Here is an 11,828-nt window from a genome sequence, read left to right on the forward strand (position 1 = left end):
GATTTTCTGCGTTTGCCAATGATTTTTTCCATATATTGCCATCGCAGCGGCGAACCGTTGAGAATCGCTTAGGGGAGTAAATTTTGCTCTCATTTGCTTACTGTTGTTGAGTGGTGCTTTCAAATGTATGATAATTTTATGTGTAAAAAAATCCGTTTTCATCGGTACAATCTGTGTCATCAGTGTTCCCAAATAGAACACCGATAATACGGATTTGGCTGATAAACACAGATTTTTATTCAACAAACACTTTTCTCATCAAATTGATAACAGGTAGATAAAATACCATCATACAATTGGAATCATCGCCAAATTGCCCTACATGCTTTGCGCCATCAAGATAAATTACGTCTTTGGCAGCCTGCTTCTCATACTATTATCGCCTTAGAGCAACTTTATGCACTTAGAGATAGATTACTTAAAAGCAAACAAACCTTAGAAGTTCCTCTGCAAGAGCAGAAAAATTTCATGGCTACTACTCACTATGCCCTCATGGAGAAATATGCCCTACCTGCTATACAAAGCATTGAAAAGCAAGTAGCTGAGGTAGAAGCACAAATCAAGCAAATTATCGAGGAGGATAATGATTTCAAAACCCTTATCCAATTATTGGATTCTATCCCTGGCATAGGAGAGAATATTGCTACACCAATCATTGTTAAAACGCAAGCTTTTACCCGCTTTACAGACCCTAAAAAGTTTGCCTGTCATGCAGGTACTGCCCCATTTAGTTATACTTCTGGTACAAGTGTCAGGGCTAAAACCAAAGTATCTGTGTATGCTGATAAAGAACTTAAAAAGTTATTGCACTTGGCTGCTATCTGTATTGTTAGAGGTAAAACCCTCTTAGCAAAATACTACCAACGTAAAATAGCTAAAAAAAGACAAAATGCTTGTTATTAATAATTTACGAAATAAACTTGTCCATATTATTTTTGCTATTGTTAAAAAAACATGAATTTTATCAAGATAATTATACCCCTAAACTTGTTTAAAGCACGAAAATTGGGGTTATTTTTATCTCAAAAATCTATTTCCTACCAATATTTCACTCCTATAGAGTTAATTCAAACAACTTCTAAGATATATTGTTAAATTGATACACCTTCCATACAAGCCCAACAGTATTCCAAAAAGTTTTTCACCACTATTTGACAGTTTTTTTCTGCTTCTATCATGCCCATGTGTCCTACCTCTGCCATAATGCTAACCAAACTATTTTTAGGTAAATAACACTGAGCCATGCTCGCTTCCAAAGGAACAGGTACGTCATCTTTGCCAACAATAAATAAAACAGGAAGATTGATATTTTTCAATATGTCTATGCGGTCTTTTCGGTCGCGCATAGCTTGCAAAGTAGTAATGATATTGGCAGGGGGAATCTGTTTTGCGTTGTTTATCAGTATATCTATATTTTTCTTGATATTTTCTTTTTGCTTCTGCACAGGAGAAAAAAGCGAAGGAATCAAAGTTCTAACGAAAGGCTCTACTCCATTTTCTTTGATGCTTGCGATGGCTTTGTTCCTATTTTCTTTGCGTTCTGGCGTATCCTCAAAGGCAGTAGAGTGGAAAAGTCCTAAGCCAGCTAATTGTTCAGGATAGAGTTCTGCCATAGCCAAAGCTACATAGCCCCCTAAAGAATGTCCTATGACTACGCATTTCTCGATTTGTAAGTGCTTGATAGTATCTATCACTGAATCCGCCATTTGTTCTATACTGATTTCCTGCATGGTAGGACTTTCTCCAAAATTAGGCAAATCCACACAAACAAGTCTGTTAGAGGCACTTAATGGACTAACAAACTTTACCCATAGGCTTTTATCCTCACAAAAACCGTGAATCAGTACGACAGGATTCCCTTGTCCTTTTTCTAAGTAGCTTAAAATAGGCATTTTACAATGGTTTTAGAAATAAAAATAGAACTTATGTTTATTTTGCCTTCTTTTCCTCTAACAGCAACTGCTGCCATTTCCACGCTGAAGCCATCATGTCCTCAATATTCAGTTTGGTTCTCCAGCCTAATTTCTGTTCACTTAAAGTAGTATCCGAATAAATCGCTACCACATCTCCCGGTCTGCGTTCTGCCAACTTATAGTTTAGCTTTACCCCGCTTACTTTTTCAAATGCTTTAATTGCTTCCAAAACTGTAATCCCGTTTCCTGTACCTAAGTTATATACTTCATAGCTTGCTTCGTTTTTGCCTTCTATCAGGTAGTTCATGGCTTTGATATGTGCCTTTGCAATATCTGTTACGTGTATGTAATCGCGAATACACGAGCCATCTCTTGTATCGTAATCATAACCGTACACGCTCATCTCTGGAATAATACCAATCGCAGTTTGCGTAATTACAGGCACAAGATTCGAAGGGCGGTTGATAGGATTTTCCCCATTTAAGCCACTAATGTGCGCCCCCACAGGATTAAAATAACGCAAAGCTACGGCTTTGACTTCGTTATTTTTAACAAAATCCTTAATCATCACTTCACCAATTTGCTTAGTATAAGCATAAGGAGATTCGGCAATACTCAATGGAGTTTGCTCATTAACAGGAAGTTTGCTTACATTTCCATAAACAGAGCAAGAAGAGGAAAAAATAAAATTATTTACTTGGTATTTCTCTACCAATTTTAACAGATTGAGCAAGGAGTTCAAGTTGTTGTGATAGTATAACAAAGGTTTAAAAACAGACTCAGGCACAGATTTCAATGCCGCAAAGTGAATAATGCCTACTAAATCGGTGTTTTCCTTGAAAATTTCTTCTGTTTTTGCCAAATCGCAAAGGTCTATTGCATAGTTTTTTACTCTTTTCCCTGTGATTTTCTCTATTCTATCTAAGGTATCCGCAGAGGAATTCATTAAGTTATCTACTGAAATTACCTCAAAATCAGTTTGTTCTAAAATTTCTATGATTGTATGCGAGCCTATGTAGCCGCAACCTCCCGTAACCAATATTTTGTTTTTGTTCATGATTCAATTTTTTGTTGCTAAATTTGTATGCTTGCAAGTTAGTCAAAAATTTTATCGAATAGAAAATGAATAGCCGAGAGAAAATTTTAAGTGCTATCAAAAAAAATAAGCCTGAGCCTACGCCCTTACCTGAGGTTAAAATCTTTGAGAAAAATGAAATAAATCTCATAGAAGGGTTTAAGACGGTCTTACAAAGTATAGGAGGAGCGGTGGTGGAAACTACCCAAGATGCCTTAGCAGAAGAAATTAGCAACCAGTATGCAGATTGTAAAGTAGTATGTTCCCTTGTTTCAGAAGTCAAGGGGAATTTAGATATTTCCCAAGTTGCTGACCCACACGAGTTAGCCAATGTGGACTTAGCCATAGTCAAAGGAAAATTTGGGGTAGCAGAAAATGGTGCTATCTGGCTCACTGAAAATGATTTAGGGCATAGAGCCATTGCTTTTATTACACAACATTTGGCTATTATTTTGGACAAAAACGAGATAGTAGGGAATATGCACCATGCCTACCAGAGAGTAAGCATAGACGGCATAGGATACGGAGTTTTCTTGGCGGGACCCTCTAAGACCGCAGATATTGAACAATCTTTGGTCATTGGGGCGCATGGGGCGAGGAGTTTGACAGTATATTTGGTATAGTAGCCTTAAAAACTTTCCAGCGCATTATTTATGAAACTGTTAAAATTTTTGCTTTTCCCCTTTGCCTTTATCTATCAAGTCATTACTCAGGTTAGAAATTTATTGTATGATTATCAAATATTTAAAACCACAATAACAAAACCTCTTGTTATTAGTATTGGGAACTTGACAGTGGGAGGAACAGGCAAAACACCTCACGTAGAATATTTGATAGCGTTACTTTTAGAAAAATTTGGTAATCAAAGCCTTGCTACGCTAAGTCGTGGTTATGGCAGAAAAACCAAAGGAATCATTATTGCCAATCAAAAAAAGATAAATCAAGAAATTTCTGCCCAAACTATCGGGGACGAGCCTATGCAGCTATTCAGTAAGTTTGGAAAGGGAATAACCGTTTGTGTGGGAGAGGATAGAGTCAAGGCAGTAGAAGCTATGTTAGCCTACAAGCCAACTATACAAGTGGTTATTTTAGACGATGCCTACCAGCACCGAGCTATCCACAGAAACATAAATATTTTATTAACAGATTATTACCAGCCTTTTTATAGTGATTGCTTGTTGCCTGTGGGAAGGCTAAGGGAAAGCAGGCAAGGCGCAGAAAGGGCTGACGCAGTAATTGTGAGCAAATGCCCTAATAATTTAACGACAGCTGACAAATCAAATATTGCTTTGCAAATAGAGCGATATACTCGCCCACAAACCCCTATTTTTTTCTCTACTTTGGTTTACCAATCTCCCATTCCTTTGTTTGAAAATTATGAAATATCAAACCTTAAAGAAGGAAGCAATATTATTTTATTAACAGGCATAGCTAAAACTTTTGCTTTACTTAATTATCTTAAAACTAAGTACCAGATTGTCAAACATTTTGAATTTGCAGACCATTTTAGCTATCAAGAAACTCACCTCAAAGAAATTATAAGCTACTATCTTGTTGAAAATCAAAAAAATACTTGCTATATACTAACTACGGAAAAAGACAGTGTCAAACTTTTACCTTTTCAAAAGATTTTACAAGCGTACCCGATTTTTTACTTACCTATCGAAGTACAGTTTTTACAAGAGGAAGAAACTTTTAATAACTTTGTGCTATCAAAGTTTTAAAGACCTTATCTTGCAGAATTTCCCCTGCCCACAGAACAAGCCTATCACATTTGATTTTGCTGTAAGCCAGCCAGCGACTTGCCGTAGCACAATAATCTTGGGTTTACTTTTTGTTTTTTTTTGTTATTATCCGAGATTTTAAATCACTATCTTTGTCTTACTACCAAATTACATTCTCAAACGAAACGGATATAAAAAAGAAATTTACTCAAGTTGGGAATGTCTGATGCAGAAGTAAAAGAAAATGCCTACTTGGAAACATATTCAATCTTATCTTATCTGGAAAGGGTTACTTTTGATAGAGCGGATAATACAACAAATAAGGCATCAAAACGGCTGTATTAGAGAATCAAGTCTAACTAAAACAAGATAAAAAATGAAACTTTTAGATGACATTAAACCCAGACCCAATCATCATATTTACTTACAAACATTACGCAATATGACACCTGCTCAAAGACTACAAAAAGCTTTTGAACTATCAGCTATGAGCAAAGAATTATTTTTATTTGGACTTAAAAAACGTTTCCCTCAGTACACTGAAAGTGAAATCAAAGCTCTGTATCTCAAAAGAATTGCTTTATGTTACAACCGAAACTACTAAAGAAGGTCATAGAGGTTTTAGAGGAATGTCAGATTCCTTATTCTGTTACAGGTTCTATAGCATCAAGTTTGCAAGGTGAGCCAAGAGCAACTCATGACATTGATTTGATTGTCATGCTTAAAAAAACAGACGTAGAAAACCTGATGGCTCATTTTAAGGAACAGCGATATTATCTCAACGAGCAGAGCATCAAAGAAGCTATTACTCATCAATCCATGTTCAACCTGATTGATACTGAAGAAGGCGACAAAGTTGATTTCTGGCTCCTAACCAATGAGCCTTTTGATGTATCGAGATTTAAACGCCGTTACCAAGAAGACTTCTTCGGAATCAAAATGTTTGTAACAAGCCCTGAAGATACTATTTTAGCTAAATTGCGTTGGGCAAAAATGTCAGGTGGAAGCCAAAAACAAATGATTGATGTATTAAGGATCTATGAATTGCAGTTTGGACAACTCAATATGGAGTACATAGAGTTTTGGGTAGAAAAACTTGATTTAGAGCCTCTTTGGGCTGAGATTAAAGACAAAGCAAATCCTTTATAGCAGAAATTACCTTTACAGGCATAAGCCAAATGCTTGCCTTGCTTACTTACCTATCGAAGTACAGTTTTTACAAGAGGAAGAAACTTTTAATAACTTTGTGCTATCAAAGTTTTAAAGACCTCACTGTCAATTTCATGCTTGCCTTTGAAGCGAATAATTTGAGGGTTTAGCTTCGCTGAGTTTATTCTTTCAAAAATGGTTTCTTTCATTTCTGGCGTAATCAATTCGTCTTCTGTCCCAAAAATCAAGGTGAGAGGAGTAGTTTTAAAAACCTCATCTTCGACTACGTCTTGCGGAATTTCCCCTGCCCACAGGACAAGCCTATCACATTTGATTTTGCTGTAAGCCAGCCAGCGACTTGCCGTAGCACAACCTTGCGAAAATGCCAAAATGTTGATTTTAAGATGTTGCAAATCAATGCTTTGTAATTCTTTTTGATAAACCTGAGTCAGATAAGTTACATAATTGGCAATTTCATTGAGGCGGTCTTCTTTGGTCATCCAATTTGCCCCTACCCTGCCTCCAAAACCTTCCAAATAAAACTTGTTCAGTCCTTGTGGAGCAATCAAATAGTGAGTTTCTCTATCTACAACATCAAATTTCTTGATAAAAAACTCCGCCAGCTGCCCATAGCCATGCAACAAAAACCAAACTTGCAAGGTCTTGTCTGTGAGTTCGTTGATTGTATGATACTTTGTATTGATAGGTATGGTGATAGATTTTTCCATGAAAAAAATTAGAGATAAGGTATTTTATTCTATTTCTATTGCCTCAAGAATCTCTGCCAACTCATCAAAATCTTTCAATCCTGCACTAATTTCAGGGCTACCGTTCAGGGCAATGCCCGCAGGGGAGATGTAATCTAATACCTCGTGTACATTGGCGGCTGTGATACCAAAACCAATGAGCAAAGGGTATTCGGCACTGAGTTGTTTTAGTAAATCTGCTACTTGTTGGTCTATTTTGAGAAAATAACTCTCTATGAGAAAGTAATTTACACTAAGACGGTAACTTTCTAAGGCTTCTTTGGCAAAAGCAAGAGTTTCTACATTGTCCACCGCAAAGCGGTACAAAAGCGGTGCCCCGCTCCCTACCCATTCATGAAACAAATGAGGAGAATTTATTTCCAACATATCTAAGGGATAGTCCGCAAGGGCAATTTCTGGGCTATGCGTAAGTTCGCCTACGATACTTACTCCCGATAGCCAGCCTGCAATTTCTTGGGCTTTCTTAGCTTCTACAAAGTTGGGGTGATGCTTGTTCAAATCAAAGCCTATCATCTCTACACCCATGCCTGCACAATAGCGAGCATCGCTAAGGTTAGTTACATGGTTAATCTTGACGGTGGTTTTTAAAGCCATAGTGTTGAGTTTTTTTTATCTATAAAACCACTGTTAGGGACTACTATTCCTAACAAAAAATACTTAATTTTCAGGAAGATAGACCAATTTGCTTAATCTATCTTCTGCAAACATTTCATTGGCAATATCCATGAGTTGCGAAGCGGAAAGTGCCTCTATTTCTTCAAAAATAGTATTTAAAGCATCTATTTTTCCCAAATCTAACATACTTTTTCCCAGCATAAGCATCAGGCTGAGGTTGCTTTCCTCTGACATGGCTAACTGCCCCATGATTTGTTGCTTGGCACGATGCAGTTGCAAAGTCCCCAAAGGCTCATTTTTGAGCTTTGATAACTCTTTCATTACAAGCATATTGCATTTTTCTAAATTGCTTTTATCCGTAGCAAAATAAATAGAAAAAATGCCTGAATCGGTAAAAGTATGATAGTTGGCTTCTATGCCATAGACCAAGCCATATTTCTCTCGCAAGGTCATGTTGAGGCGAGAGTTCATACCCGAACCACCTAAGAGATTGACCAATACCCCAAAAGGCAGGCGTTTGTCATCACTAAGCGGATAGGACTCTGTGCCTATGATGCAGTGGGCTTGGGTGATGGGTTTATAAAGCGTAAGTTCTTGTTTTTTAAAGCCTTCAAATTTTTGCCTGTTGTATTGAGCAGATTTTTTGGGCAAGTCCATGAGATATTTTTCTGCCAAGTGTATGACCTTTGCCAAAGGCAAGGCACTGACCGAGGAGAAAATGATGCGTTCATTATTTTGATGCTCCTGAACAAACTCTAAGAAGTTTTGGCGGTTAAATCCGCTGACGCTCACATTTGTTCCTAAAATATTCATTCCCAAGGGGTGATTGGGATAAATAATTTCGTCAAAATGGTCAGCTATCGCATCTGCGGGGTCGTCTAAGTACATAGACATCTCCTCCAAAATTACTCCTTTTTCTTTCTGAATTTCTTTTTCAGGAAAAATGGAGTGAAAGGTTATATCTGTAAGTAAATCAAGGGCTTTCTCAAAATGTTCTTGCAAGACAGAGGCATGAAAGCAAATCTTTTCCTTAGTCGTGTAAGCATTCAAGTCCCCGCCTACAGCGTCTAAGCGAGTCAAGATGTGGTACGCTTTGCGTTTTTCAGTACCTTTGAAAGCCAGATGCTCCCAAAAGTGCGCCATGCCTAACTGATGTGGCTGCTCATCGCGACTTCCTATGTCCAAAATAAAGCCACAATGACTAATTTTTGTGTTTGTTACTTGTTTATGTATGACCCTAATTCCGTTAGGAAGGGTGTGAATGTCATAGTCGTTCATTGTCATTTAAAAAAACTACTTTTAAATCCTAAGCCTCTTCGCTTGCCTCAAAATATACAGTTGGTGGTTCTTCGGCAAAAAATAGTTTAGGTTGCCTTTCAATTAGTTTTACTCTGGGTTTCTTACCTTTATTATTTGTTTACCAATTATACATCTTCTGGTCAATTCATTTTAGTTTCCAATAACCGTTTACAAGTTCAAAAATACCTTTCTTTTTACCATTTTGCAAAGTAGTTCTAACAGCGTGCTTCCACTTTTTTCCATAATGAACTCCATTAATTACCCTATCAACTTCATTATCACACAAATCAGGATGAATTTCTGCAATCAACAAGTTAATATATATCTACGGTGGGCAATTCAATATTTCTTTGAAGTAGATAAACGATTGTTTTTTCAAATACTGTATGTAAAGCACCAGAGTTTATTTTAGACTTTACCAATTCTATCTCTGCTTTTTCAATAACTTTTTGAAATTTTACTTCAATTTCTTTTTTGTAAGCATCTTCCCTTTGCTTATTAAGTTTTTTAATCTCCTCAGAGATGAAGCAGTCTGCTGAAATAGAGAATTAATATTCTTTACTAGGAATTCAGCCCCAACATCAGAAATGTAAGGACTTGAAATAACAAGTTCTTTATCTGCGTATTGAAATAGCTCACTAAGATTCTGCTCCCAACCTCTTTGTAAAGTTTTCATATTTAATTTCAACTATTAGGAATCTTACTCCCTCTGGCTTTGTGAGTTAAATAAATTTTATGTATTCGCTTGTTTTAAGTGAAATCTATTTCCAGTAAAGTGGTTGAGTTTTCTATGTTTTTACTTTTCCATGCAAAATTAGCACAAAAAGGGAAAAACATGACTAAAATCATCTTGGGAGTTGGGAAAAGTCATTAAAAAATTATTTATTTCCTGCTATTTTTGCTTACTTACAAGTGTTAAAACAAATCCAAAAAGGTATTTTTTGTTCAAACACCTAAAAATCAAACCATTAAACTAAATAAACACTATGGGAAAAATACTTGTGCCAATCGATTTCTCTGAATATTCTAAAAATGCCTTAGAGTATGCCATTGTACTTGCTAAAAAACTCAATTCCTCTATTACGGTATTTCATAGCTTTTATTTTTCTACTCCTCCAGAATATGGTACGCTTGCTAACTATATGGCTATGGCAATAGCAGAGGAACAGAAAAGACACGAGGAGCAGATGCAGACTTTGCTGATGCAGTACGAACAGCAAGAATATGATGATAAAAGTGGGAAAGTAGCAATAGATAGCATCGTAAAGTTAGGCTTGCCCAAAGAAGATATTGCCGAACTTGTCAAAGAACGTAAGTTTGATATGGTAGTCATGGGGACAAGAGGGGCAACAGGATTGGACAGGCTTTTATTTGGCTCTGTTACAGCCAGTGTTGTCGAGGACAGCGACATAAAATGTACGGTATTAGCCGTACCCAAAGATGCCAAGTGCAGAGGCATCAAGCATATCTTGTACGGCATGGATTATGAGGAAGACGATGTACCCGTAATAGACGAACTTTTAGAGTTTGCAGGCTACTTCGAAGCCAAAGTAACTTGCTTGCACGTCAATACTGACGAGGAGATGATTGCCTCTGATAAGTTAGAAAAAGAAATCTTGCAAGATACTTATTGGTTTACCCCGTACAACAAGATTCAGTTTGAGTTAGTCAGGAGTGAAAGTATCAAGTCTGGTTTAGAAAACTACATCAAGACTCATCAAGTAGATTTGGTAGCCGTGATACCTCGCAAACGCAGTTTCTTAGAGAGCTTGTTCCACAAAAGCGTAAGCCAAAACTTAGCTACATATTCGGGAGTGCCTGTGTTAGTGATAAAAAGGTAGTTATCAATATATACCTAACGAATGATTCTTTTCTAAGGAATCATTCGTTATTTTATGGTAAAAATATCATTTGCCAGCACATCTTAGCTAAGTGTAGATAAATAATCCTAAAATATTTGATTTCACAAGATTATACGTGTATCTTTATACCTCTACACATCAATTTAAAAATCTAAAAAAATGGAAAGTCTAATTGTATTTTTATTGGTTGGCTTAGTGGCTGGCTGGTTAGCAGGTCAAGTAGTCAAAGGTTATGGTTTCGGGCTGATAGGCAATATCTTAGTAGGGGTAGGTGGGGCATTTTTAGGTGGTTTTCTGCTCCCTAAGATAGGTTTGGCTATAGGAGGAATCATTGGCTCTATTGTTACTGCTTTTATCGGCGCGTTGATTTTATTGGCAATTATTCGTTTTATCAAGAAAGTCTAAGACATCATAATAAGCAAAATACCTGCATTATCTTCCATGTAATAAGATAGTTTTACATGGGTAGGTAGTTTATAATGATTCCATAAGATGTATGTACCTCATAGTTCATTAGCACCTATTGCTTTGTTTGTTTATAACCGTCCTTGGCACGTCAAGCAGACCTTAGAAAGTTTAGAAAAGAATTACTTATCCGACCAATCTATCTTATATATTTTTGCTGACGGGGCAAAATCTACTGCCGACCAAGATAGCTTAACCCGCATTGCAGAAGTAAGAAAAATTATTAGGGAAAAGCAATGGTGCAAGGAAGTTCATATCATTGAAAGTGAGAAAAATAAAGGCTTGGCAAACTCAATCATTAGCGGAGTATCTCAGCTTATCTCTGAGTTTGGGAAAGTGATTGTGTTAGAAGACGATATGCTCACTTCTCCTTTTTTCCTCCAATTCATGAACGAGGCTTTGGACTTTTATGCAAATGAGGAAAAAGTAGCCAGTGTTCATGCTTATATCTTTGACATGGAAGATTTGCCAAGCACTTTTTTCTTAAAAGACCCCGGATGCTGGGGTTGGGCAACTTGGGCAAGAGGGTGGAAACTTTTTGAACATGATGGAGAAAAGTTGATGAAGGAAATCCAAGAGAAGAAGCTAATAGAGCGGTTTAACTACGAAGATAGCTACCCTTATTTTTTGATGTTAGAAAAACAAGTCAAGGGAAAAAACGACTCTTGGGCAATTCGCTGGTACGCTTCTTTGTTTTTGAAAAATAAACTAACCTTGTATCCATACCAGTCTTTGGTCTATAATATTGGTAATGATGCAAGCGGTACTCATGCTACGGGTGAGGAGAATTATTTTGAGGTGAAAGTTGCTCAAAAAGCCATTCCTATAAAGGAAATACCCATAGAAGCCGAGGGAATGGTCTATCAAAAAATGGTCAAATTTTTTCAGACACATTTTCCTAAACCTTCGTTGAGAAGAAGACTAAAAAACAAGATTTTAAGTTGGGTAAAGTAGTTAAA

The 11,828-nt window shown here is 36.8% G+C and carries 14 protein-coding genes; 8 read left to right on the forward strand and 6 right to left on the reverse strand.

The window, feature by feature from the left end; all coding sequences use genetic code 11:
* The coding region (locus BM141_RS23445; RefSeq protein ID WP_221407688.1) for a hypothetical protein at positions 1-180 on the reverse strand (180 nt) is incomplete at its 3' end.
* Between the two features lie 147 nt (positions 181-327).
* Between BM141_RS23445 and BM141_RS14990 the strand changes: the two genes are divergently transcribed.
* Entirely contained in the window at positions 328-903 is a 576-nt protein-coding gene (locus tag BM141_RS14990; RefSeq protein ID WP_091548083.1) for a transposase, read from the forward strand.
* Between the two features lie 188 nt (positions 904-1,091).
* Here BM141_RS14990 and BM141_RS14995 read toward each other — a convergent pair whose 3' ends face one another.
* Positions 1,092-1,892 carry an alpha/beta fold hydrolase gene (locus BM141_RS14995; protein WP_091548085.1) on the reverse strand — a complete coding sequence of 267 codons (801 nt, stop codon included), beginning with the start codon at positions 1,890-1,892 and terminating at the stop codon, positions 1,092-1,094.
* A 37-nt stretch (positions 1,893-1,929) separates the two neighbouring features.
* A complete protein-coding gene (galE, locus tag BM141_RS15000) occupies positions 1,930-2,970 on the reverse strand; it encodes a UDP-glucose 4-epimerase GalE (protein WP_091548087.1) in 1,041 nt (346 codons plus the stop codon).
* A 65-nt stretch (positions 2,971-3,035) separates the two neighbouring features.
* On the opposite strand from galE, the gene BM141_RS15005 reads away from it, so the two are divergent.
* The 4 genes from BM141_RS15005 to BM141_RS15020 all read left to right on the forward strand — a co-directional run bounded on the left by BM141_RS15005 (position 3,036) and on the right by BM141_RS15020 (position 5,861).
* Positions 3,036-3,611, forward strand: a complete 576-nt coding sequence (locus BM141_RS15005) for a LutC/YkgG family protein (protein WP_091548089.1) — start codon at positions 3,036-3,038, stop codon at positions 3,609-3,611.
* A 30-nt stretch (positions 3,612-3,641) separates the two neighbouring features.
* Positions 3,642-4,712, forward strand: a complete 1,071-nt coding sequence (gene lpxK, locus BM141_RS15010; RefSeq protein ID WP_091548091.1) for a tetraacyldisaccharide 4'-kinase — start codon at positions 3,642-3,644, stop codon at positions 4,710-4,712.
* 376 nt (positions 4,713-5,088) lie between these two features.
* Positions 5,089-5,316, forward strand: coding sequence for a hypothetical protein (locus BM141_RS15015; RefSeq protein WP_091548093.1), 228 nt, complete (start codon positions 5,089-5,091; stop codon positions 5,314-5,316).
* Entirely contained in the window at positions 5,295-5,861 is a 567-nt protein-coding gene (locus tag BM141_RS15020) for a nucleotidyltransferase domain-containing protein (protein ID WP_091548095.1), read from the forward strand. Before BM141_RS15015 ends, BM141_RS15020 begins: the two co-directional genes overlap by 22 nt.
* An 86-nt stretch (positions 5,862-5,947) precedes the next feature.
* Here BM141_RS15020 and BM141_RS15025 read toward each other — a convergent pair whose 3' ends face one another.
* From BM141_RS15025 to BM141_RS15035, 3 genes are all read right to left on the reverse strand, one after another.
* Positions 5,948-6,589 (reverse strand): alpha/beta hydrolase, encoded by a 642-nt coding sequence (locus BM141_RS15025; RefSeq protein WP_091548096.1) that lies wholly within the window; start codon positions 6,587-6,589, stop codon positions 5,948-5,950.
* A gap of 24 nt (positions 6,590-6,613) precedes the next feature.
* Positions 6,614-7,222 (reverse strand): beta/alpha barrel domain-containing protein, encoded by a 609-nt coding sequence (locus BM141_RS15030; RefSeq protein ID WP_091548098.1) that lies wholly within the window; start codon positions 7,220-7,222, stop codon positions 6,614-6,616.
* A 63-nt stretch (positions 7,223-7,285) separates the two neighbouring features.
* Positions 7,286-8,521, reverse strand: coding sequence for a M16 family metallopeptidase (locus BM141_RS15035; RefSeq protein ID WP_091548100.1), 1,236 nt, complete (start codon positions 8,519-8,521; stop codon positions 7,286-7,288).
* A 1,007-nt stretch (positions 8,522-9,528) separates the two neighbouring features.
* Here BM141_RS15035 and BM141_RS15045 point away from each other — a divergent pair.
* From BM141_RS15045 to BM141_RS15055, 3 genes are all read left to right on the forward strand, one after another.
* Entirely contained in the window at positions 9,529-10,383 is an 855-nt protein-coding gene (locus tag BM141_RS15045) for a universal stress protein (RefSeq protein WP_091548104.1), read from the forward strand.
* A gap of 180 nt (positions 10,384-10,563) precedes the next feature.
* Entirely contained in the window at positions 10,564-10,809 is a 246-nt protein-coding gene (locus tag BM141_RS15050; RefSeq protein WP_091548106.1) for a GlsB/YeaQ/YmgE family stress response membrane protein, read from the forward strand.
* An 87-nt stretch (positions 10,810-10,896) separates the two neighbouring features.
* Positions 10,897-11,823 carry a glycosyltransferase family 2 protein gene (locus BM141_RS15055; RefSeq protein ID WP_091548108.1) on the forward strand — a complete coding sequence of 309 codons (927 nt, stop codon included), beginning with the start codon at positions 10,897-10,899 and terminating at the stop codon, positions 11,821-11,823.
* Positions 11,824-11,828: the final 5 nt, after the last annotated feature.

This window comes from Thermoflexibacter ruber, assembly GCF_900113045.1.
GTDB classification, from domain to species: Bacteria; Bacteroidota; Bacteroidia; order Cytophagales; family Thermoflexibacteraceae; genus Thermoflexibacter; species Thermoflexibacter ruber.